Source organism: Enterobacter sp. SST3 (assembly GCF_000286655.1).
Taxonomy (GTDB): domain Bacteria; phylum Pseudomonadota; class Gammaproteobacteria; order Enterobacterales; family Enterobacteriaceae; genus Enterobacter; species Enterobacter roggenkampii.
This window is the reverse complement of the sequence record NZ_ALNS01000020.1, coordinates 39,437-61,798: the sequence shown is the minus strand read 5'-3', so window position 1 is coordinate 61,798 and position 22,362 is coordinate 39,437. Positions and strand designations below refer to the sequence as shown.

The following is a 22,362-nucleotide window of genomic DNA, read 5'->3' as shown; positions in this document are numbered from 1 at the left end:
CCTGAAACAAGACATGCTTAGTTTCATAAATCGAGCAGATGGAGTTGATATGGATCGCGTGATTGCCGCTCAGGTTTACAACCGAATATGCGAGCTGGGAAGTTTGAGCGCGGCGGCCCGGGCGCTGGGTATTTCCCGCCCAATGGTGAGCCGCTATCTTGAACAGATGGAGAAATGGGCGGGCACGCGGCTGGTAAACCGCTCCACGCGCAAGCTGACGCTGACCGCGGCAGGCGAAAAGGTGCTGCAAAAAACGCGGACGCTCTCGCAGATCTCGCAGGAAATTGAAGGCCAGTCGGAAAAAGATCTCCCGTCTGGCACCCTGCGGGTGGCCTGCGCGCACTTTACCGCCATGCACCTGATTGCGCCGGTCCTGCCCGGTCTGCTCTCGCGCTACCCGCAGCTGCGCATCGAACTGGATGTGAACAACCATCCGGTCAGCCTGGTGGGAGAGCGCATTGATGTTGCCGTACGCATTACCGATAACCCTGAACCCGGCATGATTGCCCGTCGGCTGGGGGAGTGTCGCTCGGTCCTTTGCGCCTCGCCGGACTATCTGGCGCAGCACGGTACGCCCGGCAGCCCCGAAGAACTCGCGCAGCATAACTGCCTGCACTACAGCTTTTTTGCCGGGCAGTCCTGGCACTTCCTGACGCCGGAGGGCGAAAGCCTGAGCGTGGCCGTCAGCGGCAACCTGAGCGCCAGCATCTCTTCGCTGCTGATGGACGCGGCGATTAAGCACAGCGGTATCGCCATGCTGCCGGAGCGCGAAGCGCGTGCCGCGCTGGAGCAGGGGTTGCTGGTGCCGGTACTGGAGGCGCTGGAGCCGAAGCCGCTGGCCATCCATGGTATTTATCAGTCCCGGGAATACCAGCCTGCCGCGCTGCGGGCGTTCCTTGATGAGCTGGCCCGCTATCTGGCATGAGCGCGGCGTTTGCCGTCGTTTACTTAGCCTTTAGCCAGGGGGAGGCCGTGCTCCAGAAAATAATATCCGCCCCGAGATAATTTTCCGCGAACCGATCAAATTCTGCTTTGGTGAAGGGCTTGCCGGTCTCAGGGTTCTTATAGGTCAGGGTCGGTTCCTGAACCGCCATGGCGATAAGCGGCAGCGTCTGTTTATTTTTATGGAAGAAAGGATAAGCATTCTTCATATGCGCCTTGCGGTTGGGAACAATGTCCGGCCCACCGAGGCCAACACTGTTGGCGCTGGCATACGCAAAAAGACGCCCCATGTAGTTGTGGTCATTATCCCATTCGCACGGCCAGAAGTTCACGTATTGCACCACGTGTGATTTCTGAAAAGCCTTGCGCGCAAAGGCCAGGTTTTCCATTTCTCCCGCAAAATAGCTGTCGCAGGTAAATCCGGCGGGCGGATTTTTTTCGTCAAGATCGATGGCGGTTTCAGGCAGGTTTACGCCATATACCTCGCCATCAAAGCGTTTCGCGAGGGCGGCCAGCAGCGCCTGGTAGCGCTGGCGCACCGCGGGATCCCACTGACGCGTCACCCAGCCTGAACCGACCGGCTTCCCTTCGCCGGGGTTATCGAACTGCGGCGCAATCCCGCCTCCGTATTGCTTATCGTGCATCAAATAATCCGGCACGTAGCGCGCGTCCGCCTCAAAGAAACGGTCCTGAATCTGGATGAAGAGCCTTTTCCTGGCAGCCTTAAGACGCGCGAGATCCCGTTCAATGCGCGAGAAATCGTAGCTATCCTTCTCAGGCTCAAGCGCGCCAGTTGTAGACGATCTGTACGCCGCCGATATCGCTTCGCGTAACGAGCGGGAACGCCGCGTCGAGCTCGCCGGAGCTGGTATAGATAAAGTTCTCGGGCGTTTTCGCCTGCAAAGACCACGATAGAGCGAGGGTAGCGATCGCAACGGCCATCCTGATTTTTAGCGCCATAGGTTTATCCTTTTGTCGGTCCAGCAGGTGTAAGTCCCGGAATTGTCTGTGTTCCAGGGGCAGTCAGATGCGTAGTCTATACTTAACCCTTTGTAAGCCAAAAGGAGAGCAAGAATGACTATTCATAAGCACGGTTCGGCACACTGGTCTGGCGACATTAAGCGCGGTAAAGGAACGGTTTCCACCGAGAGCGGCGTTCTCAATCAACAGCCTTATGGCTTTAATACCCGTTTTGAGGGTGAAAAGGGGACCAACCCCGAAGAGCTGATCGGCGCGGCACATGCGGCCTGCTTCTCGATGGCGCTGTCGCTGATGCTCGGCGAAGCGGGCTATACCGCCGACGCCATTGATACCACCGCGGATGTCTCTCTCGATAAAACGGACGGCGGTTTTGCCATCACCAAGGTTGCCCTGAAGAGCAAGGTGACCGTTCCCGGCATCGCCCCTCAGCAGTTCGACGGTATTATTCAGAAAGCCAAAGCGGGTTGCCCGGTTTCGCAGCTACTGAAAGCCGAAATTACGCTGGACTATACGCTTAACTAAGCCTCAGCCGGGCTGGCGCCCGGCTATCCCTTCAGCGCGGCGGGAAACACCTCCGCCAGCCAGGCAATAAACACCTTCAGACGGTGCGTCAGATGGCGGTTCTGAGGGTATACCACGTGAAACGGATAGGCGGCAGGGCGCCAGTCGCCCAGGATCGGCGCCAGCGTTCCCACCTGTAAATACGGCTTTGCCGAATACTCAAACGTCTGCACGATCCCCAATCCTGCCACGGCCGCCGCCAGGTGGGCATTACTTTCATTTATGCCGAGATAATGGGGGATATTGATTTCCATCGCCTCGCCATGCCGCCTGAAGCGAAAGGGAAACGCCCGCCCGGTGACGGGCGAGAGGTAGCTAATGAGCTTGTGGCCGTTGCACAGCTCCTGTGGATAGGCTGGAACGCCATGGTTTTTCAGGTAGCCCGGCGTCGCGCAGGTCACCATTTCGGCGTTACCAATATGGCGAGCGATAAGGGTCGAATCGTCCAGCGGGCCGCCGCGGATCACGCAGTCTACGTTACCGCTGATCAGATCCACCGGACGATCGGCCACGCCAAGGTCGATGCGGATATCCGGGTAGCGCCGCATAAAGTCCGGCAGCAGGGGGATGAGCACGTCCCGGGCGGTGGAGCCGCCCACGTCAACCCGCAAATGCCCTTTGGGCGTCGCGCGGGAAACGCGAAACGCGGTGTCGATATCTTCGATATCTATCAAGACCCTGAGCGCTTTTTCATAGTATTCCATCCCTTCCGGCGTCGCGACCACCCGGCGAGTCGTCCGGTGCAGGAGGCGTATCTCCAGATGCGTCTCAAGCGATTTCACCAGCTTGCTCAGCGTGGCGATCGGCATGTTCAGCGAGTCCGCCGCGCGGGTAAAGCTGCCGGTTTCCACCACCCGGGTAAAGGCGCGCATCGCCATGAGCTGATCCATGAGACTCCCTCTTATTATTCCTGTATGTGAATAGTCATTTTCATTTTTGCTGGTTTTTCACTAATCCCGCAAGGGCTAAAGTTTGTCCAACGCAAACCCAACAAAAGGTAAATGACATGAACACGACTCTCTCAGGAAAAATCGCACTGGTCACCGGCGGCAGCACCGGCATCGGTCTTGCCACGGCGCAGGAGCTGGCGGCACAGGGCGCGAAGGTGTACATCACCGGACGTCGTCAGGCCGAGCTGGACGCGGCGGTGGCTGAAATTGCTTCAACGGCAGTGGGCATTCGCGCTGACGTGTCAAAACTGGCGGACCTGGACGAGGTCTATGCCCGGATAGCCAAAGAAGAAGGCCGCCTCGATATTCTGTTCGCCAATGCGGGTGGCGGCGATATGCTGCCGCTGGGCGCGATAACCGAAGAGCAGTTTGACCGGATTTTCGGCACTAACGTCCGCGGGGTGCTGTTCACGGTACAGAAGGCGCTGCCGCTGCTCTCCGCCGGATCGTCGATTATTCTGACCGGCTCGACGGTGTCCATTAAGGGGACGGCAAACTTTAGCGTCTACAGCGCCAGCAAGGCCGCCGTGCGCAACTTTGCCCGCTCCTGGGCGCTGGATTTGCAGGGCCGTGGGATCCGCGTCAACGTGGTGAGCCCGGGCCCGATCAAAACCCCGGGGCTTGGCGACCTGGTGCCGGAAGAACACCGCCAGGGGCTGTACGACGCGCTGGCCGCTCAGGTACCGCTCGGCCGTTTAGGCGCGCCGGGTGAGGTGGGTAAAGCGGTGGCGTTTCTGGCCTCCGATGCGGCCAGCTTTATTAACGCCACCGAGCTGTTCGTGGACGGCGGGATGGCGCAAATCTAACCCAGACTGCGCCAGCAGCGGACGTCACGGCCCTCGCGAGAGGGCTGTAACGGCTGAGGACGCTCGCACCCCTGCGCGGCCATCGGGCATCGGTCGCGGAAAAAACAGCCTTCGGGCAGACGGCGGTTGCCGGGAAGCTCCGTTTTGCGTAAGGCCAGCGTTTCATCCAGCGGTTCACCGGTGCGCGGAACCGAATCGAGCAGCAGGCGGGTGTAAGGATGGCGCGGCTCGCCAAGCACCTGCGCGGCGCTGCCCAGCTCCACAATCTGCCCAAGGTACATCACCGCCACGCGGTCGCTCATGTGCCGGACCACCGAGACGTTATGCGAGATCAACACGTAGGTCAGATTACGCTGCTGTTGCAGGGTCACCAGCAGGTTGAGGATCTGCGCCTGCACGGAAATATCCAGCGCGCTGGTGGGTTCATCGAGCACGATGATATCCGGATCGGACGAGAGCGCCCGGGCGATGGCAATGCGCTGGCGCTGCCCGCCGGAGAAGGCGTGCGGAAGCCGGTCGAGATATTCCGGGCGAATACCCACCTGCAGCGCCAGGTTTTCAGCCAGCTGGCGGCGGTCGCGCTCGCTGCTGCGCTTTTGCACCCACACCGGCTCGGTGATGATTCGCCAGACCGGCAGGCGCGGGTCAAGCGAGGAGAGCGGATCCTGAAACACCATCTGCATGCCGCCCGCGTGGTGCGCCCGCTGGCAGGCGCCGGTGCTGGGCTTAAGCATGCCCATCAGCAGCTGGGCGAGCGTGCTTTTCCCACAGCCGGATTCCCCGACAATGCCAAGCGTTTCTCCCCGACGGATCTCAAGGTCGAGCCCGTTGAGCGCATGGACCCGTTCCGTCACGCGACCCAGCCAGTTTTTGCGCGCCGCAAAGTTCACGTGCACGCTATCCAGTTCCAGCAGTACATCAGACATGGGCTTTCTCCCGTTGTGGATACCAGCAGGCGGCCTGTTGGTCCTCTGCGCCAATGGGCGCTAAGCGCGGCGTTTCGCTGCATTTCGCCCCGGCGGCAAAGCAGCGCTCGCGGAATGCGCATCCCTGCGGAAGGTGGCTGAGGTTGGGCACCGTGCCGGGGATGGCGGGAAGCGGGGCGCGCGGCTGGCCGTTTTCCGGCGCGCACTGCAGCAGGCCAATAGAGTAGGGATGCACGGGCTGGTGGATCAGCGTTTGCGTGGTGCCGCTCTCGATCACGCTGCCCGCATACATCACGTACATTCTGTCGCAGAGCTGGGACACCACGGCCATATCGTGGCTGATAAACAGCACCGAGGTGCCGCTGGCCCGCGCCTTGTGCTTCAGCAGGCGCAGCACCTGCAGCTGAACGGTGACGTCCAGCGCGGTGGTCGGTTCGTCGGCGACGATCAGCTCCGGCTCGCAGGAGAAGGCAAGGGCAATCATCACCCGCTGGCGCATGCCGCCGGAGAGTTCAAACGGATAGCGCGCCATGACCGCTTTCGCGTCCGGGATTTGCATCTCTTCCAGCAGGGTAATTGCCTTCTGCTGCGCCTCACGCCGGGAAAGCGGTTGATGCTGGCGGATCACCTCGACCATCTGTTTGCCAATCCGCCGCGTCGGGTTGAGGGCGGTCATGGGCTCCTGAAAAATCATCGCGACCTTTGCGCCGCGCCACTGGCGAAGCTGTTTCTCGGACGCCGTCAGGACATTTTCGCCGAGTAATTTCACCTGACCATGATGAATGCGGTAGCTGCCTTCCGGCAGAAGACGCATGGCGAGCATGGCGGTCACGGATTTACCCGAACCGGATTCGCCCACCACGCCGACAATTTCACCCCTGCCGATCTCCAGCGAGACGTGGTTCAGCGCGTGGACCTCGCCGCGGAAAATCGGGAAGCTCAGATGCAGGTCGTCAATCTTGAGAACCGGATCGGTCATCACTGTTTACCTCCTGACTTCGGATCCAGCAGATCGCGGATGCCATCCCCAAACAGGTTAAAGCCCACGGCGGTAATCAAAATCGCCGCTCCGGGAAACGCGCAGTACCACCACTGGTCCAGAACGTAGTTACGGCCGACGGCCACCATCGCGCCCCATTCGGCGGTCGGCTGCTGCGCCCCCAGGCCAATAAAACCCAGCGTGGCGGCCATCAGGATGGCGCTGCCGATGTCCAGCGACGCCTGCACAATCAGCGGCGGCAGGGCGTTGCGCAAGATATGCCAGCGGATCACATGCCAGCGGGAGGCGCCAAAGGTGCGGGCCGCCTGCACGTAGGTAAACTGGCGCACCACCAGGGTTTGGCCGCGCGCCAGGCGGACGTAAAACGGAATGCGGACAATCGCAATCGCCAGCATGGCGTTAAACAGGCTTGGCCCGAGCGCGGCGGCCAGCGCCATGGTCAGCACCAGGGAAGGTATCGAGAGCATAATGTCCATCACCCGCATGATGACGGCGTCGCCGCGCCCGCCCAGCACGCCGGACAGACAGCCCAGCAGCGAACCGATGCCGCCCGCAATTACCACCACCGCCAGCCCGGCGGTAATAGACTGCTGGCTGCCCGCCAGCACGCGGCTGAACAGATCGCGGCCCACCTCGTCGGTACCAAACCAGTGCTGCGCGGACGGCGCCTGCAGGCGCGCGGTCAGATCCAGCGCGTTCGGGTCGTGCGGCACGATCCACGGTGCGGCCACCATAATGAAAAGCATCACCAGCATAATGACGCCGCCAACCATCGTGAGCGGACTTTGGCGCAGCATCCAGAACAGCTTTGCCCAGTTGATGCGTTGTCTGGCGGTTTTCACCGGGACGGGCGTTTCCTGCGTTAACATCATTCGGCACCTCCGCGCCCGATTCGCGGGTCAATCCACAGGTAAAGCAGATCGACCACCAGATTAACCAGCACGTAGGCCAGCGAAACAACGACCGCAAAACCCATCACGGCGGGGAAATCGAGCGCCTGAATGGACGTCACCACCCAGGCACCCATGCCCGGCCAGGCAAAGACGGTTTCGGTCAGCACGGCCCCGTACAGCAGATCCCCCAGCGCCAGCCCGAGCACGGTAATCGACGGGATCATCGCATTCGGCAGGGCGTAGCGCAGGACGATATACCAGCCGGGCAGGCCGCTGGCGCGGGCCGTGCGAATGTAGTCTTCGCTAAGCTGCTCCAGCATCGCGGAACGGACCTGACGCGCCACGATGCCGAGATGCACGAATGCCAGCGTCAGCGAGGGTAAAATCAGGTGCTGCAGCGCATTGAAAAAGACCTCGCCGTTGCCTTCCAGCAGCGCGTCCAGCAGGTAAAAGCCGGTGACGTGCGTCGGCGGATCGAGCCAGTCGTCCAGCCTGCCGCCGCCCGGCAGGATTTGCAGGTGCCCGTAGAACAGCACAATGACGCCCAGCCCAAGCCAGAAGGCCGGGGTGGAGATCCCGGTCATCGCCATTAAACGCACCAGGTGATCCAGCCAGCGGTTGCGGTACACCGCCGATAAAATCCCCAGCGGCACGCCGATGACCAGCGCCAGCAGGAGGGAACAAAAGGCCAGCTCCAGCGTGGCGGGGAAAAAGGCCTTCAGGTCTTCCGCAACCGGGCGTCCGGTCCGGATGGAGGTGCCTAAATCACCGTGGGCCAGGGCGTCCACGTAGCGGCCAAACTGAACGTAGAGCGGCTGATCCAGCCCCAGCTGCTGGCGAATGTTCTGCACGATGTCGTCGCTGGCGCGGTCGCCGGCCAGCAGACGGGCCGGATCGCCGGGGATCAGGTGCGAAATAATAAAAGTGATAATACAGACACCGGCCACCACCAGGAGTAACCCCCAGCAGCGCTGGCGCACGATGCTCCAGAACGTCATACACTTTCCCCCGGCGAAACGGTTACTTGCTCATGGTGGCGATGTTAAACACCTGCTCGAGCATCGGATTAAAGGTGAAGCCTTTGACCTCTTTGTTCATCGCCAGCTGGTAGTTCTTCTGGAACAGATAAACGTAGGCCGCCTCGTCGATGACCACCTTTTGCGCCTGCTGGTAATCTTTGGTGCGTTCCGCCTGGTCCGTGGTTTTCAGCGCGGCCTGCAGCAGGGAATCGACCTCTTTGTTCTCATAGAACGAACGGTTGCCCGGCAGACCTTTCTTGTCCGATTCGAACCAGTAATTCATAAACATGTACGGGTCGGCAAAATCCGGGCTCCAGTTGCCGATGGCGATGTCGTAATCGCCTTTGCCGACGCGGTCTCGCATGGTGGCGTTGGCCAGTTTCTCCAGCTTGACGTTAATGCCGATCTTGCCGAGGCTGGCCTGAGTCGAAAGGGCGATAGGCTCCCAGTTTGGATCGTTGTCCGAGTAGAGGAAGGTCAGGCTGGCGAGCTTGTCTTTGACCTTCTCCAGGGCTGCTTTAGCTTTGGCTTCGTCGAAGCTGTACTGCATGGCCGTGGCGTCAAAGCCCCACATGCCTTCCGGGATCGGGCCGCGCATCTGCTTGCCGTTGCCGCTCAGAATGCCTTTCACCATCCCCTCATAGTCCGTCGCCCAGGAGACCGCGCGGCGTAAATCCACCTGATTGAGCGGCGCTTTGCTGTTGTTGAGGTAGAGGTAGGTCACGCGCAGAGACGGGTATTCGGCGACGGCGACTTTGCCTTCCTGCTTCAGGGCCGCCAGCTGATCGACCGGCAGGGAGTCGGCAATGTCCAGATCGCCGCGGGAAAGCTGCAGACGGCGCGACGCGCTCTCACCGATAATTTTCACCGAGACGCGCTTGAAGTGCGGCTTGTCGCCCGACCAGTGCGGGTTTGGCACCAGCACCAGCTGCTGGCCTTTCTGCCAGCTCTTCAACATAAACGGCCCGGAACCGGCGGTGTTTTGCGCCAGAAAGCCGCGCGCGTCGTCCGCGGCATTGGCCTTCAGCACCGTCGGGTTAATGATGGAGGCGCCGTCGTTCGCCAGGGTGTAGAGGAAAGGCGCGAACGGCTGGCTGAGGGTGAATTTCACCGTGTGCTCATCAACGGCCTCCACTTTCAGATCTTTCGGGAAGGCCTCAGACGGCCCCTGGCCGAGCTTCAGCAGGCGCTCAAAGGAGAGTTTGACCGCCTCGGCGGTGACCGGCGTGCCGTCGGAGAATTTGGCGTTATCCGCCAGGGTGAAGGTCCACTCTTTCTGGTCGTCGGAGGCTTTCCAGCCCGTCGACAGATCGCCTTCCACCTCGGTAGAGCCTGGCTTGTACTTGACCAGACGCTGGTAGGACGGATAGGTGACGGTCCAGTCGTTGTTATCGATGGTGATGGCAGGGTCGAGCGTTTGCGGGTCGGCGGCTTTACCGATCGCCAGCATGTCTTTCGGGACGGCGGCCAGCGCCAGCGGGGCGCTCAGGGCCAGCGTGGCGGCAATGACGGTCGAGAGAAGCGATGTTTTCATGGCAGTGCTCCAGGTTCAAAGAGAGGTGTGCGTCAGGGGAAAACAGGCAAAACGGTCATCAAGCAGCGGGTAGCTGGCGGCGTTCGGCAGTTCGAAGTGCCACCATTCGCTGCCGATCCCGACAAAACCGCCGCCGAACATGATGGCGTTCAACAGCAGACGGTTGCGCTGGGCGTGCGGCGGCACGGAAGGGTGATACGGATGCGAGCGGTCATGCATTTCGTCAAAACCGGCGCCCATATCCAGCACGGCGTTATGCTCGTCCATCAGGGTCACGTCGATGGCCGTGCCGCGGCTGTGGTTGGAGCCAATCGCCACGTCGACCACATATTCCGGGTTCGGGCAGGCCTCCCACAGCTGGGCCTGCGCCTGCTGCGGCCGATAGGCGTCGTAAACCACCAGCTTCAGCCCGGCCAGCGTGGCAATGCTGATGGCTTTTGCCAGCGCGGTAGCAGCATCGGTATGCAGCAGGCACAGCGCCTCCTGATAGATCGGGCGGCCTGTGATGTTGTCGGCGGTGGCGTACTTCAGATCGATATGCAGCGTGGGGAACGTCTTCGCCACATCAATCAGTTCACTCTCAACGGGCATAGCTCCGCTCCTTTAGCGTTCGAATTGACCAAACTCTTGTTGTAATTGTCGGTTTACCGCCAGGCGCGCCGGGAGCGCATCGCCCAGCGCTTCCACCACGCCCGACAGCAGCAGGTTGAACAGACAGCTCACGGGGGCAAGTGAATCCCAGAAATGACCGGTATCGGTTTTCACCTGCAGTAAATCCATCGGGTAATCCCGCGCCCACGGGCACCAGATGTCGGTGATTAAGGCCAGCGGAATGCCTTTCTCGCTCGCGACGCGGCAGTACTGGCGGGCCATCGTGGAGTAGGTGCGCGTATCGGTCAGCACGACATAAGGGTGAGCAAACCCGGAGTTAAGGGATTCTACCCAGCTGCCGGATGCCCCTTCGGAGTAGCTCACCCGCGGGCGGAGGTATTCAAGGTGGCTGAAGAAGGCGTTGGCGATCCCGCGCGTGGACTGGATCCCCAGCACAAAGACCGCGTCCGCGTGGGCCAGATGGTGCACTACCTGGCGGAAGGCGTCCGTTTGCGCCAGCTGATACACCTGCGTGATGGCGTCCACTTCCAGCGACAGGGCGTGCTGAAGGCGGTTGGGCAGGGGGCGCTGCTGCTGCCAGGAGTCGAGGCGCTCGTTCATGCCCCAGGGCTGGTACGGATCGCGCAGACTCTTTTTGGCATCCTCCAGGTTGCGATACCCCAGCTTGCGCAGAAAGCGTCCGACGGTGATCCCGCTGGTTCCGCTCGCCAGCCCGACGCTCTCCGCCGTTTCAAACGGGATTTGCGCGGCGTGCGCCAGCAGCCAGCTTCCGACCCGCTTTTCGCTGGGCGTGAGCTGGCTGAAGGTCGCCTCGATACGGCTTAACATCTCGGGTTTCGTCGTCATACCGCCTCGCTGTTAACAGGCTGTCAAAAGCTGAATATGTGTTACCGGGTTAACAATGCATGACGCGTGCCATGTTCACAGAAGGGCGAAAACCCGCTGCGCAGTAAACTTCATGCAATATTTGGTTAACCAATGATCAACATTTGTGCAGCGTAGTTCACTTTTGGTGCACTGGCTGACCTGGCAGGGATGAATTTGGTGAATACGTCAGCCCGTTCACATTTTTGATAAGATAGAAAGACAGTGAACATAAAAGGGATCCCGGCATGGCGAATTGGCCCTGGCGAGTCAGCGTGCGCCTGGTGGCGCTTGCAAAGAAAACAGGGATGGTCGTGGGGATCGTCCTGGTCGTCCTGCTGGCGGTGCGGGTCTATCTCTCGCAGCAGGGGCCGGAACTGCACCCGTGGCACACCTGGCGGGGAGATGAGATGTCCGTTCGCGAGCTGGATAACGCCGATTTCGCCGGGTACCTCGCCCGTGAAAAGGCGATTTTCACCGATCTGGATAACGCGGTGACGGCGAAAACAGCGGGCGAGGATCAAACTCCGTTAAACCGCTACTACCGCCAGAGCCTGGTGTGGCCCGGCCAGTTTGTCCCCGATGCCAACCGCTCCTTTGTGCTGATGCCAGCCGGGAAGCCCCGCGGCGCGGTGGTGCTGCTGCACGGCCTGACCGACTCGCCTTACAGCGTCAGGCACCTTGCCGTGAACTATCAGCAGCGCGGCTTTGTGGCCGTGGTCCCGCGTCTTCCCGGACACGGCACCGCGCCCGGCGCGCTGACGGACGTGGACTGGGAAATGTGGCTGGCAGCGACGCGGCTTGCCGTGCGGGAAGCCACGCGTCTGACGGGGAATAACGTGCCGCTGCATCTGGTGGGCTACTCCAACGGCGGGGCGCTGGCGATGAAGTATGCCCTCGATGCGCTGGAAGACCCTGCGCTGCGTAAGCCTCAGCAGATGATCCTGCTCTCACCGATGATCGGCGTGACGTCCTTTGCGCGGTTCGCCGGATTCGCCGGGCTACCGGCGCTGCTGCCGCCGTTTGCCAAAGCGGCCTGGCTGAATATCTCCCCGGAATATAATCCATATAAATACAACTCGTTCCCGGTGAACGCCGCCCGCCAGTCGTGGCTGCTGACAAAGGCCCTGCAGGAGCAGATTGGCCGTGAGGCGCGGGAAAACAGGCTGGCGAATTTGCCGCCGGTGCTGGCGTTCCAGTCGGTGATGGACTCTACGGTCAGTACCCGCGCGGTGGTCAGCGGCCTGTTTGACCAGCTTCCGGCAAACGGCAGCGAGCTGGTGGTGTTTGATATCAACCAGGCGGCGAGCTTCCGTCCGCTCTTCAAACCGTCGTCCTGGACGGCCACCACGGCGCTGCTGCCGGTCGCGCAGAGGCGTTACGGTGTCACGATTATCACCAATGCCGGCGAGCAAAGTTTCTCGACGGTGGCGAAAATCACGCCGGCAGGCAGCACGCAGGAGACGGTCGTGCCGCTTGCCCAGTCCTGGCCGCAGGATGTTTATTCCCTGTCGCACGTTGCGGTGCCGTTCCCGCCGGATGACGATCTCTATGGTCGTGAACCACGCGTGAAAAACCGATATGGCATCAGCCTGGGGACGATTGCGCTGTGGGGAGAGACGTCCGTGTTGAGCGTCGGGAAAGAGGCGCTTATGCGGGTCACCTCGAACCCGTTCTACGACTATATGCAGGAGAGGATTAACAGCCGGATCGGGGACCAGAAAAAGTAATGTTCCCTTGTGGCGTGAATATGTTAGGTCGCATTGATTAAGTATGTTACATAGTAGCTTCAAGGCACCTCTCTTTATCACTGGAACCCCTTTTTGTGCTGACGACGCTGATCTACCGAAGCCACTTGAATTTATCCCGCCCGTCCACCGAACTGCGGGAGCTGGTGGAGCGCGCCAGGGGCCGCAACGTAAAACTGGACATTACCGGCGTCCTCCTTGCTAAAGGCAACGACGTTCTGCAGATCCTCGAAGGGTCGGAAGAGAGTGTGGTCAAACTGTTCCATAAAATCCGCGAGGACAAGCGGCACAGCGGGGTAGTAGAACTGCTGCGGGACTATGGTCCGCGCAGACGCTTCGAAAACGTCGGTATGCTGCTGTTCGACCTGCAAACGCAGTCGCCGAAAGAGGTGCTGCAGTCGGTGCTGCGCTACAGCAAGCTGGACAGCTATCTGACCTCCGACGATCGGGTGTTCAAATTTATTCAGACCTTTATAACCGGTAAACGTCCGGTCCCGTCGGGGGCACGCTACACCGCGGACAAATGGACGCTCTCGACCGAAGCGCTTCCCTTTGGCGAACATCTGGGCCTGATTGCCGGGCAAACCTGCCAGTTTGCGCTGCAGCCTATTGTCGAGCCCTCGGAAGGGAAGATCAGCTCCCTTGAGGCACTTATCCGCGGCAACGACGGCGGCAGCCCGGAGCATTTCTTCAGCACCGTCAATCCGGACAACGTCTACGAAGTCGATCTCCAGACGAAAGCCTATGCCTTTGCGCTGGCGGAAAAGCTGGGCATTGGTAGCCATAAAATCGCGGTCAACCTGCTGCCCATGTCGCTGGTAAATGTCCCAGGCGCGGTGGAATTTCTGGTCGATCAGATTAAAAAACATGGCCTTCAGCCGGAGCAGGTGGTCATTGAAGTCACTGAAAACGAGATGATCTCCGGGCTCAACCAGTTTAACAGCGCCATCAAGCAGCTTCGCGGCGAGGGGATTGGCCTGGCGATCGATGATTTTGGCTCGGGCTATGCCGGGCTTTCGCTGCTGACCCGCTTCCAGCCGGACAAAATTAAAATCGACCGTGAGATTGTCAGCAACATCCACCTGAGCGGCCCAAAACAGGCGATTGTGCGCTCCATCATCAGCTGCTGCTCCGATCTTGAAATCACCCTGGTGGCCGAAGGCATCGAGAAAATTGAGGAGTGGTGCTGGCTCGAATCGGCCGGGATCCGCCGCTTTCAGGGCTTCCTGTTTGCCCGGCCGCAGCTTAATGGCGTCGGCGATATCCACTGGCCGCATCTGGCGCGTTAAGTCAAATTTCCCTCCCGTTATTTCCCCTTTGCACGGCCTGTGCTTAAATAGCTAAAACGGTTTAACATAGTTTAGCTACGAGGATAACATGAAGAAAATCTGGGTACTTGGCGATGCGGTAGTGGATTTGCTGCCCGATGGAGAAGGTCGATTACTGCAGTGTCCCGGCGGCGCGCCGGCGAACGTCGCGGTCGGTATTGCCCGGCTGGGCGGCCAGAGCGCCTTTATCGGCAGGGTTGGCGACGATCCTTTCGGGCGCTTTATGGCGAAAACGCTCGCTGACGAGCGGGTTGACGTGACGTGGATGCGCCTTGACCCGGCGCACCGCACCTCAACGGTGGTGGTCGATCTCGACGACCACGGCGAGCGCTCGTTTACCTTCATGGTGCGCCCAAGCGCCGATCTGTTTCTCGAACCCGACGACCTGCCGACGTTCAGCGCCGGGGAGTGGCTGCACGTCTGCTCCATCGCCTTAAGCGCCGAGCCGAGCCGGACTGCGACGTTTCAGGCGATGGCCGCCATTCGTGAGGCGGGCGGTTACGTCAGCTTCGACCCCAATATTCGCCCGGACCTCTGGCCGGATGAGAACGCACTGCATGGCTGCCTGGAGCAGGCCCTGCAAAGCGCCGACGTGGTGAAACTTTCGGTAGAAGAGCTGGCCTTTTTCACCGGCAGCGCGGAGGTCAACGTTGGTCTGGAGGTGCTGATGCAGCGCTGCCCGGCGCGTCTGGTGCTGGTTACCCAGGGAAAAGCGGGCGTAACCGCGTGGCATGAAGGTACCGTAAAACACTACCCGGCAACGCCTGTGCAGTGCATTGATACGACCGGCGCGGGCGACGCCTTTGTGGCAGGGCTGCTCTACGGGCTGGCCGCCGGACAGGACCTGACGCCGGTTATCGCGCTCGCCCAGCGCTGCGGCGCGCTGGCCACCACCGCCAAAGGGGCGATGACCGCGTTGCCCTGGCAGCACGACCTGTAATTTCTCCTCTCCTGGCCGCCATCCGGCGGCCTGAATTGTCGCCTCGATCACACTTACTAAATCGGTTTAGCAAAAAAGATTGCCGATCCAAAATTCACAGGTTTAGTATCAGCAACCTAAACCGGTTTAGCAATTTAGCACGTTTAATGACTTCTTTTAGGGATGCGACAAAATGTATAAAAAACGCAGACTTGCCGTGATGATAGGCATGCTGGCCGGCAGTACCTCTGTTTTTGCCCAGACGGATATGTCCAGTATTGAAGCGCGTCTTGCCGCGATGGAGCAGCGCCTTCAGGACGCGGAAACGCGCGCGCAGGTGGCTGAGAAGCGCGCCGCGGCAGCAGAGCAAAAAACGCAGCAGCTGGTCGCCGCCCAGCAGCAGACGCAAACCACAACTCAGGCGGTGGCGCAGCGTACCGCCGCGCTGGAGAAAAAAGCGGATCAGAGCAGCGGATTTGAGTTCCACGGCTACGCCCGTTCCGGCCTGCTGATGAACGATGCGGCCTCCAGCAGCAAAAGCGGCCCTTACCTGACCCCAGCTGGTGAAACCGGCGGTGCGGTAGGGCGTCTGGGTAACGAAGCCGACACCTACGTCGAGCTGAACCTGGAGCACAAGCAAACCCTGGACAACGGGGCGACCACGCGCTTTAAAGCGATGCTGGCCGACGGTCAGAGAACCTATAACGACTGGTCAGCCGATACCAGCGACCTCAATATTCGTCAGGCCTTCGCGGAGCTGGGCAACCTGCCTGATTTTACCGGCGCGCTGAAGGGCAGCACCTTCTGGGCGGGTAAACGCTTCGACCGCGACAACTTTGATATCCACTGGCTGGATTCCGACGTGGTGTTTCTGGCCGGTACCGGCGGCGGCGTTTACGACGCGAAGTGGAACGATTCGCTGCGCAGCAACTTCTCCATTTACGGCCGCAACTTCGGCAGCGTGGAGCAGACCGACAACAACGTTCAGAACTATATCCTCAGCATGAACCACTTCGCCGGCCCGTTCCAGCTGATGGTGAGCGGCCTGCGGGCGAAGGATAACGACGATCGTAAAGACACTAACGGCGATCTGATTAAAACGGATGCCGCCAATCACGGCGTTCATGCCCTGGTAGGCTTGCATAATGAGAGCTTCTACGGCCTGCGTGAAGGGACCGCCAAAACGGCGCTGCTTTATGGTCACGGGCTGGGTGCGGAGGTAAAAAGCATCGGCTCCGACGGCGCGCTGCTGTCTGAGGCGGATACCTGGCGCTTCGCAAGTTACGGTGTCACGCCAATCGGCGGTGGCTGGAGCGTTGCGCCCGCCGTTCTGGCACAGAGCAGTAAAGATCGCTACGTCAAGGGCGATAGCTATGAGTGGGTAACGCTCAATACCCGCCTGATCAAAGAGGTCACCCAGAATTTCGCGCTGGCGTTTGAGGGAAGCTACCAGTACATGGATTTAAACCCGGAGGGCTATAAGGACCGCAACGCCGTGAACGGCAGTTTCTACAAGCTGACCTTTGCGCCGACGTTAAAAGCGAGCAAAATCGGCGATTTCTTCAGCCGTCCTGAACTGCGCCTGTTTGCCACCTGGATGGACTGGAGCAGCAAACTGGATAATTACGCCAGCGATGATGCCTTTGGCAGCAGCGGCTTCAACGCCGGCGGGGAATGGAACTTTGGGGTCCAGATGGAAACCTGGTTTTAACCCATCGCGCTCCCGCCTGGCGGGAGCGTTTCGCACATCATAAAAAGAAGTCAGGCAGAGGTATCTATGGATTTTAATCAAATCGCCCGCGAGCTAATTCCGCTGCTCGGCGGCAAGGAAAACATCGCCAGCGCGGCGCACTGCGCAACGCGTCTTCGTCTGGTGCTGGTTGATGACGCGCTGGCGGACCAGCAGGCCATCGGCAAGGTCGACGGCGTAAAAGGCTGCTTCCGTAACGCCGGGCAGATGCAGGTGATTTTTGGCACGGGCGTGGTCAACAAGGTGTACGCCGCATTTATTCAGGCGGCCGGGATTAGCGAATCCAGCAAATCGGAAGCCGCGGATCTGGCGGCGCGCAAGCTGAACCCGTTCCAGCGCATTGCCCGCTTACTCTCCAACATCTTTGTGCCGATCATTCCCGCGATTGTGGCGTCCGGTCTGCTGATGGGCCTGCTCGGCATGGTGAAAACCTACGGCTGGGTCAATGCGGATAACGCCCTCTACATCATGCTGGACATGTGCAGCTCGGCGGCGTTTATCATTCTGCCTATTCTGATTGGCTTCACCGCCGCGCGCGAATTTGGCGGTAACCCGTACCTCGGCGCGACGCTGGGCGGGATTCTGACCCACCCGGCGCTGACCAACGCCTGGGGCGTGGCGTCGGGCTTCCACACCATGAACTTCTTCGGCCTTGAGATCGCGATGATTGGCTATCAGGGCACGGTATTCCCGGTGCTGCTGGCCGTCTGGTTCATGAGCATCGTCGAGAAAAACCTGCGCCGCGCGATCCCGGATGCGTTAGACCTGATCCTGACGCCGTTCCTCACCGTGGTTATCTCCGGCTTTATCGCCTTGCTGATTATCGGCCCGGCGGGGCGCGCTCTGGGGGACGGTATCTCCTTTATTCTGAGCACGCTGATCGCCCACGCGGGCTGGCTCGCCGGGCTGCTGTTCGGGGGACTTTATTCGGTGATTGTGATCACCGGTATTCACCACAGCTTCCACGCGATTGAAGCCGGGCTGCTGGGGAATCCGTCGATTGGCGTTAACTTCCTGCTGCCGATCTGGGCCATGGCGAACGTGGCGCAGGGTGGCGCCTGTCTGGCGGTGTGGTTCAAAACCAAAGATGCCAAAATCAAAGCCATTACCTTACCGTCGGCGTTCTCTGCAATGCTGGGCATCACCGAAGCGGCCATTTTTGGTATCAACCTGCGCTTCGTTAAGCCGTTTATCGCCGCGCTGATTGGCGGTGCGGTGGGCGGGGCCTGGGTGGTCTCCGTGCACGTGTACATGACCGCCGTCGGGCTGACCGCCATTCCGGGTATGGCCATCGTGCAGGCCAGCTCGCTGCTGAACTATATTATCGGCATGGTGATTGCCTTCGGCGTGGCGTTTACCGTCTCACTGCTGCTGAAATATAAAACGGACTCTGAATAATGACGTTACCTTCCCGCTGGCCTGCGATCCTGCAGGCCGTTATGAAAGGTCAGCCGCGGGCGCTGGCGGACAGCCATTATCCGCAATGGCACGCCGCGCCGGTGACGGGGCTGATGAACGACCCGAACGGGTTTATCTGGTTTGCTGGCCGCTATCACCTGTTCTATCAGTGGAACCCGCTGGACTGCGAGCATCGCTTTAAGTGCTGGGGGCACTGGCGTTCTGCGGACCTGGTGCACTGGCAGCATGAGCCGCTGGCGCTCATGCCCGACGAAGCGTATGACCGCAACGGCTGCTACTCCGGTAGCGCCGTCGATAACCAGGGCGTCCTGACCCTGTGCTACACCGGCAACGTCAAGTTCGATGACGGCAGCCGCACCGCCTGGCAGTGCCTGGCCGTGGAACAGCCTGACGGAACCTTTACGAAGCTGGGGCCGGTGCTGGCGCTGCCGGAAGGCTACACCGGCCACGTGCGCGACCCGAAGGTGTGGCAGCACGAGGGGATGTGGTACATGGTGCTCGGCGCGCAGGATGTGCAGAAGCGCGGCAAGGTGCTTCTGTTTAAATCAGCCGATTTGCACGCCTGGACATCCTGCGGGGAGATCGCCGGTCACGGGGTTAACGGCCTGACGGACGCGGGCTATATGTGGGAGTGTCCGGACCTGTTTGCCCTCGACGGGACGCACGTCCTGATCTGCTGCCCGCAGGGGCTGGCGCGCGAGCCGCATCGCTACCTCAATACCTATCCGGCCACCTGGATGAGCGGGGCGTTTGACTATGCCCGCGCGACGTTCGATCACGGCGAGCTGAACGAGCTGGACGCGGGCTTTGAATTCTACGCCCCGCAAACCACGCTTGCGGAAGATGGACGCCGCATCCTGATTGGCTGGATGGGCGTACCGGACGGGGAAGAGATGCTTCAGCCCACGCGGGCGCACGGCTGGATGCACCAGATGACCTGCCCGCGAGAATTGCGCTTCCGCGACGGCAGGCTCTGGCAGACCCCGGCGCGCGAGCTGGCGGCGCTGCGTGAAGATGAGCAGCACTGGCAGGGGCGCGCCAGCGACGCGCCCGAACTGGACGCGACGCGCCTGGAGTTTGAGCTGGGCGCCGCGCACGTGAGCGTCGATTTTGGCGGCGCGCTGCGCCTCACGCTCGATGAGCAGGGCGTGCGCCTGGAGCGCGCGAGCCTGAAAACCGGTGAAACCCTGACCCGCTACTGGCAGGGTGACGTCCGTCATTTGCGCGTCCTGTGCGACCGCTCCAGCGTCGAAATCTTCATTAACCAGGGCGAAGGGGTGATGAGCAGCCGCTATTTTCCTGACCATCCGGCCCAGGTGCGATTCGAAGGTACGTTCGATATCACATTACGCTACTGGTCGCTGCGCGCCTGCATGATAGAATGAGGGTTTTGGCAGCCGGATCTAAGTCGTTGTGAGAAAAACAAAACGCGTCACCATTAAAGACATCGCGGAGCTGGCGGGGGTGTCAAAAGCCACCGCCAGCCTGGTCCTGAACGGCCGCAGCAAAGAGCTTCGCGTGGCGGAAGAGACGCGCGAGCGCGTGCTGGCAATTGCAAAAGAGCACCACTATCAGCCCAGCATTCACGCCAGGTCGCTGCGCGATAACCGCAGCCACACCATTGGTCTGGTGGTCCCGGAGATCACCAACTACGGTTTTGCCGTCTTTTCTCATGAGCTGGAAACGCTGTGCCGCGAGGCGGGCGTTCAGCTGCTGATCTCCTGCAGCGATGAAAATCCGGGGCAGGAGACGGTGGTGGTGAACAACATGGTGGCGCGTCAGGTGGACGGGCTGATTGTGGCCTCCAGCATGCTCAACGACGCGGACTACCATAAGCTGAGCGAGCAGCTGCCGGTGGTTCTGTTTGACCGTCACATCAACGACAGCGCGCTGCCGCTGGTGATCACCGATTCCATCACCCCGACGACCGAACTGGTGGCGGATATTGCGCGCCAGCATCCGGATGAGTTCTACTTTCTCGGCGGCCAGCCCCGTTTATCCCCGACGCGCGACCGTCTGGAAGGGTTTAAGCAAGGTCTGCAAGAGGCCGGCGTGGCGCTGCGCCCCGAGTGGATCATTCACGGCAACTATCACCCGAGCTCCGGTTACGAGATGTTTGCTGAACTCTGCGCCCGCCTGGGGCGTCCGCCGAAAGCGCTCTTCGCCGCCGCCTGCGGGCTGCTGGAAGGGGTGCTGCGCTATATGGGCCAGCATAACCTGCTGCAAAGCGATATCAGGTTAGCCAGTTTTGACGATCACTATCTCTACGATTCGCTGACGATCCCGGTGGATACCATCCGCCAGGATAACAGACAGCTGGCGTGGCACTGCTTTGATTTGATTAGCAAACTGATCGAGGGCGAGACCCCGGAACCGTTGCAACGCAAGCTGGCGGCCACCCTGCAGCGGCGCTATAAGTGAGCAATATAGCCCGGACCGATACATCAATAACTTTAATTAATTTAAGTTTTGGATGCGCCGATAACCATAAGGAATAATTCTCCTTGAGGTATTGGTTTATGTCGTTGAAAAAGTCGTCCCTGATAGTCCTGTTCTCGCTGCTTTTCTTCTTTGTTGTCAGCACCGTCACCAGCGTTGGCATCATCATTAAAAGTAATAATTCCCTGGATAACGTCAACAAAGAGATCCAGGTTGTGCTGTCCATTATTGACCCCATCAACCACAGCCGTACGCTGCGCGTGCGGGTGATGGAGTATGTGAAGATGGTGGAAGCGGGCAACGCGGCGGACGGCGCTGCAAAGCTTACCGCCGTGAAAGAGGCGCTGACCAAAGCGGACCACGCCTTTGCGGCCTTTATGGCGTCGCCGCGTCTGAGCGATGAAGCGCCGCTGGTGACTGCCTATCAGGACGCCTGGCAGAACTACCGCAACCAGGGGCTGGCGCCGCTGATCGACGCCGCCGAGGCGCACGATGTCGCCAAATTTAACGCGCTCATCCCGGAAGTCTCCCGCCTCGACCGCCAGTACGAGATCGTTCTCGACCAGGTCCTTTCCGTCCACCAGAAATACGCCAAAAGCCTGAACGAAGATGCGAGCAGTAGCTTCGTCTCCGGCCTGGCGATCGTTGCTGCTATCGCCAGCCTGTTTGTGGTGGTGATTATCGCCGTTAGCCTGCTGATGAAGCGCTTTGTCTTTGCGCCGATCAACCTGGCGCGCGAGCACTGCAGCCAGATTGCGGCAGGCAAGCTGGACATTCCGGTGCCGGTGAAGGGGAGTACAGGCAACGAAATCGACCATCTGATGGGTTCGATGGAGCAGATGCGTCAGGCGCTGCTGGCGACCATCGCCCAGGTGCGCGATGCGAGCCATACCGTAACGCACGCCGCCCAGGAGATTGCCTCCGGGAATATCGACCTGGCGTCACGCACCGAGCAGCAGGCTTCGGCGTTAACCCAGACGGCGGCCAGCATGGAAGAGCTGAGCGCGACGGTGGCGAACAATACCGATAATGTGTATCAGGCCGGGAAACTGGTGCAGGACGCGGTGAAAAATGCCCACACCGGTGAAGCGGTAACCCGTGAAGTCATCGACACGATGAATACCATCGCGGCGAACTCGAAGCGCATTGAAGACATCACCAGCGTGATTAACAGCATTGCCTTCCAGACCAACATTCTGGCACTGAACGCGGCGGTTGAAGCGGCGCGCGCCGGTACCCAGGGCCGCGGCTTTGCGGTGGTGGCCAGCGAAGTGCGCACTCTGGCGCAGAAAAGCGCGGTGGCGGCTAAGGACATCGAAAGCCTTATCGCGCAGTCGGTTTCCAGCGTGAAAAACGGTGCGGAGCTGGTTAGCCGCTCGGGTGAGGTGATTGACGCGATCATTTCGTCGGTGAATAAAGTGAATACGCTGATGGAGCAGATCTCCGTCGCCTCTGAAGAGCAGAGCCGCGGGATCGGCCAGGTCGGGCAGGCGGTGACCGAGATGGACGGCGTGACGCAGCAGAACGCCGCACTGGTGCAGCAGTCCGCCGCGGCAGCGGCCTCGCTGGAAGAGCAGGCGCAGCAGCTTTCACGGAGTATTTCGAGTTTTAGGTTGCCGGTGCAGGCTTGATGGTATGAGGGGGCTCCGCAGGGAGCCTTTTTTGTACCTG

At 60.3% G+C, this 22,362-nt stretch carries 19 protein-coding genes and 1 pseudogene; 11 read left to right on the top strand and 9 right to left on the bottom strand.

The features are described from left to right. The first annotated feature begins 49 nt into the window (after nucleotides 1-49). Nucleotides 50-925: a LysR family transcriptional regulator gene (locus tag B498_RS09310; protein WP_008501711.1), complete on the top strand. Its 876-nt coding sequence runs from the start codon at nucleotides 50-52 to the stop codon at nucleotides 923-925. Between the two features lie 19 nt (nucleotides 926-944). On the opposite strand, the pseudogene B498_RS0121490 reads toward B498_RS09310, so the two are convergent. Continuing rightward, nucleotides 945-1,884, bottom strand: a pseudogene (locus tag B498_RS0121490) (hypothetical protein). A gap of 132 nt (nucleotides 1,885-2,016) precedes the next feature. On the opposite strand from B498_RS0121490, the gene B498_RS09315 reads away from it, so the two are divergent. Beyond that, nucleotides 2,017-2,445, top strand: coding sequence for an OsmC family protein (locus B498_RS09315; protein WP_008501708.1), 429 nt, complete (start codon nucleotides 2,017-2,019; stop codon nucleotides 2,443-2,445). Between the two features lie 23 nt (nucleotides 2,446-2,468). Here the strand turns inward: B498_RS09315 and B498_RS09320 are convergent, their stop codons facing one another. After that, nucleotides 2,469-3,374, bottom strand: coding sequence for a LysR family transcriptional regulator (locus B498_RS09320; protein ID WP_008501707.1), 906 nt, complete (start codon nucleotides 3,372-3,374; stop codon nucleotides 2,469-2,471). A gap of 116 nt (nucleotides 3,375-3,490) precedes the next feature. Here B498_RS09320 and B498_RS09325 point away from each other — a divergent pair, with 116 nt between their 5' ends. Next, the gene (locus tag B498_RS09325; RefSeq protein ID WP_008501706.1) at nucleotides 3,491-4,240 is read left to right on the top strand and encodes an SDR family NAD(P)-dependent oxidoreductase; all 750 of its coding nucleotides are present in this window, start codon (nucleotides 3,491-3,493) and stop codon (nucleotides 4,238-4,240) included. Here B498_RS09325 and B498_RS09330 read toward each other — a convergent pair. Genes B498_RS09330 through B498_RS09360 form a run of 7 tightly spaced genes read right to left on the bottom strand, consistent with a single transcriptional unit; the run spans nucleotide 4,237 to nucleotide 11,070 of the window. Next, the gene (locus B498_RS09330; RefSeq protein WP_008501705.1) at nucleotides 4,237-5,166 is read right to left on the bottom strand and encodes an ABC transporter ATP-binding protein; all 930 of its coding nucleotides are present in this window, start codon (nucleotides 5,164-5,166) and stop codon (nucleotides 4,237-4,239) included. The two genes, B498_RS09325 and B498_RS09330, sit on opposite strands and share 4 nt — an antisense overlap. Continuing rightward, nucleotides 5,159-6,145: an ABC transporter ATP-binding protein gene (locus tag B498_RS09335; RefSeq protein WP_008501704.1), complete on the bottom strand. Its 987-nt coding sequence runs from the start codon at nucleotides 6,143-6,145 to the stop codon at nucleotides 5,159-5,161. Before B498_RS09335 ends, B498_RS09330 begins: the two co-directional genes overlap by 8 nt. Beyond that, nucleotides 6,145-7,038 carry a D,D-dipeptide ABC transporter permease gene (gene ddpC / locus B498_RS09340; RefSeq protein WP_008501703.1) on the bottom strand — a complete coding sequence of 298 codons (894 nt, stop codon included), beginning with the start codon at nucleotides 7,036-7,038 and terminating at the stop codon, nucleotides 6,145-6,147. The genes B498_RS09335 and ddpC overlap by 1 nt, the downstream gene beginning before the upstream one ends. Then, nucleotides 7,035-8,057, bottom strand: coding sequence for an ABC transporter permease (locus tag B498_RS09345; protein ID WP_008501701.1), 1,023 nt, complete (start codon nucleotides 8,055-8,057; stop codon nucleotides 7,035-7,037). Before B498_RS09345 ends, ddpC begins: the two co-directional genes overlap by 4 nt. A gap of 22 nt (nucleotides 8,058-8,079) precedes the next feature. Then, the gene (locus B498_RS09350) at nucleotides 8,080-9,612 is read right to left on the bottom strand and encodes an ABC transporter substrate-binding protein (RefSeq protein WP_008501700.1); all 1,533 of its coding nucleotides are present in this window, start codon (nucleotides 9,610-9,612) and stop codon (nucleotides 8,080-8,082) included. A gap of 15 nt (nucleotides 9,613-9,627) precedes the next feature. Further along, nucleotides 9,628-10,203 carry a D-alanyl-D-alanine dipeptidase gene (gene ddpX / locus B498_RS09355; RefSeq protein WP_008501699.1) on the bottom strand — a complete coding sequence of 192 codons (576 nt, stop codon included), beginning with the start codon at nucleotides 10,201-10,203 and terminating at the stop codon, nucleotides 9,628-9,630. A gap of 12 nt (nucleotides 10,204-10,215) precedes the next feature. After that, on the bottom strand, nucleotides 10,216-11,070 hold the full coding sequence (locus tag B498_RS09360) for a MurR/RpiR family transcriptional regulator (protein ID WP_008501698.1): 855 nt from the start codon (nucleotides 11,068-11,070) through the stop codon (nucleotides 10,216-10,218). A gap of 266 nt (nucleotides 11,071-11,336) precedes the next feature. On the opposite strand from B498_RS09360, the gene B498_RS09365 reads away from it, so the two are divergent. The 8 genes from B498_RS09365 (at nucleotide 11,337) to B498_RS09400 (ending at nucleotide 22,322) form a co-directional block, all read left to right on the top strand. Beyond that, nucleotides 11,337-12,818, top strand: coding sequence for an alpha/beta hydrolase (locus B498_RS09365; protein ID WP_008501697.1), 1,482 nt, complete (start codon nucleotides 11,337-11,339; stop codon nucleotides 12,816-12,818). Between the two features lie 95 nt (nucleotides 12,819-12,913). After that, on the top strand, nucleotides 12,914-14,125 hold the full coding sequence (locus tag B498_RS09370) for a diguanylate phosphodiesterase (protein WP_008501696.1): 1,212 nt from the start codon (nucleotides 12,914-12,916) through the stop codon (nucleotides 14,123-14,125). An 88-nt stretch (nucleotides 14,126-14,213) separates the two neighbouring features. Continuing rightward, nucleotides 14,214-15,104 carry an aminoimidazole riboside kinase gene (locus B498_RS09375; protein ID WP_008501695.1) on the top strand — a complete coding sequence of 297 codons (891 nt, stop codon included), beginning with the start codon at nucleotides 14,214-14,216 and terminating at the stop codon, nucleotides 15,102-15,104. 172 nt (nucleotides 15,105-15,276) lie between these two features. After that, a complete protein-coding gene (locus tag B498_RS09380; protein WP_008501694.1) occupies nucleotides 15,277-16,794 on the top strand; it encodes a carbohydrate porin in 1,518 nt (505 codons plus the stop codon). Nucleotides 16,795-16,860: 66 nt separating this feature from the next. Next, nucleotides 16,861-18,231 (top strand): sucrose-specific PTS transporter subunit IIBC, encoded by a 1,371-nt coding sequence (locus B498_RS09385; protein ID WP_008501693.1) that lies wholly within the window; start codon nucleotides 16,861-16,863, stop codon nucleotides 18,229-18,231. Continuing rightward, nucleotides 18,231-19,637 (top strand): sucrose-6-phosphate hydrolase, encoded by a 1,407-nt coding sequence (locus B498_RS09390; RefSeq protein ID WP_008501692.1) that lies wholly within the window; start codon nucleotides 18,231-18,233, stop codon nucleotides 19,635-19,637. Before B498_RS09385 ends, B498_RS09390 begins: the two co-directional genes overlap by 1 nt. A 28-nt stretch (nucleotides 19,638-19,665) precedes the next feature. Beyond that, entirely contained in the window at nucleotides 19,666-20,673 is a 1,008-nt protein-coding gene (locus tag B498_RS09395; protein ID WP_008501691.1) for a LacI family DNA-binding transcriptional regulator, read from the top strand. Nucleotides 20,674-20,771: 98 nt separating this feature from the next. Continuing rightward, entirely contained in the window at nucleotides 20,772-22,322 is a 1,551-nt protein-coding gene (locus B498_RS09400) for a methyl-accepting chemotaxis protein (RefSeq protein ID WP_008501690.1), read from the top strand. The last annotated feature ends 40 nt before the right edge of the window (nucleotides 22,323-22,362 follow it).

What these genes read in the sequence shown, in the direction of transcription:
- B498_RS09380 (WP_008501694.1), top strand. Translation starts at nt 15,277, where the DNA reads ATGTATAAAAAACGCAGACTTGCCGTGATGATAGGCATGCTGGCCGGC.
- B498_RS09360 (WP_008501698.1), bottom strand. Translation starts at nt 11,070, where the DNA reads ATGACGACGAAACCCGAGATGTTAAGCCGTATCGAGGCGACCTTCAGC.
- ddpX (WP_008501699.1), bottom strand. Translation starts at nt 10,203, where the DNA reads ATGCCCGTTGAGAGTGAACTGATTGATGTGGCGAAGACGTTCCCCACG.
- ddpC (WP_008501703.1), bottom strand. Translation starts at nt 7,038, where the DNA reads ATGATGTTAACGCAGGAAACGCCCGTCCCGGTGAAAACCGCCAGACAA.
- B498_RS09390 (WP_008501692.1), top strand. Translation starts at nt 18,231, where the DNA reads ATGACGTTACCTTCCCGCTGGCCTGCGATCCTGCAGGCCGTTATGAAA.
- B498_RS09330 (WP_008501705.1), bottom strand. Translation starts at nt 5,166, where the DNA reads ATGTCTGATGTACTGCTGGAACTGGATAGCGTGCACGTGAACTTTGCG.
- B498_RS09320 (WP_008501707.1), bottom strand. Translation starts at nt 3,374, where the DNA reads ATGGATCAGCTCATGGCGATGCGCGCCTTTACCCGGGTGGTGGAAACC.
- B498_RS09400 (WP_008501690.1), top strand. Translation starts at nt 20,772, where the DNA reads ATGTCGTTGAAAAAGTCGTCCCTGATAGTCCTGTTCTCGCTGCTTTTC.
- B498_RS09325 (WP_008501706.1), top strand. Translation starts at nt 3,491, where the DNA reads ATGAACACGACTCTCTCAGGAAAAATCGCACTGGTCACCGGCGGCAGC.
- B498_RS09335 (WP_008501704.1), bottom strand. Translation starts at nt 6,145, where the DNA reads ATGACCGATCCGGTTCTCAAGATTGACGACCTGCATCTGAGCTTCCCG.
- B498_RS09365 (WP_008501697.1), top strand. Translation starts at nt 11,337, where the DNA reads ATGGCGAATTGGCCCTGGCGAGTCAGCGTGCGCCTGGTGGCGCTTGCA.
- B498_RS09385 (WP_008501693.1), top strand. Translation starts at nt 16,861, where the DNA reads ATGGATTTTAATCAAATCGCCCGCGAGCTAATTCCGCTGCTCGGCGGC.
- B498_RS09315 (WP_008501708.1), top strand. Translation starts at nt 2,017, where the DNA reads ATGACTATTCATAAGCACGGTTCGGCACACTGGTCTGGCGACATTAAG.
- B498_RS09310 (WP_008501711.1), top strand. Translation starts at nt 50, where the DNA reads ATGGATCGCGTGATTGCCGCTCAGGTTTACAACCGAATATGCGAGCTG.
- B498_RS09350 (WP_008501700.1), bottom strand. Translation starts at nt 9,612, where the DNA reads ATGAAAACATCGCTTCTCTCGACCGTCATTGCCGCCACGCTGGCCCTG.
- B498_RS09375 (WP_008501695.1), top strand. Translation starts at nt 14,214, where the DNA reads ATGAAGAAAATCTGGGTACTTGGCGATGCGGTAGTGGATTTGCTGCCC.
- B498_RS09345 (WP_008501701.1), bottom strand. Translation starts at nt 8,057, where the DNA reads ATGACGTTCTGGAGCATCGTGCGCCAGCGCTGCTGGGGGTTACTCCTG.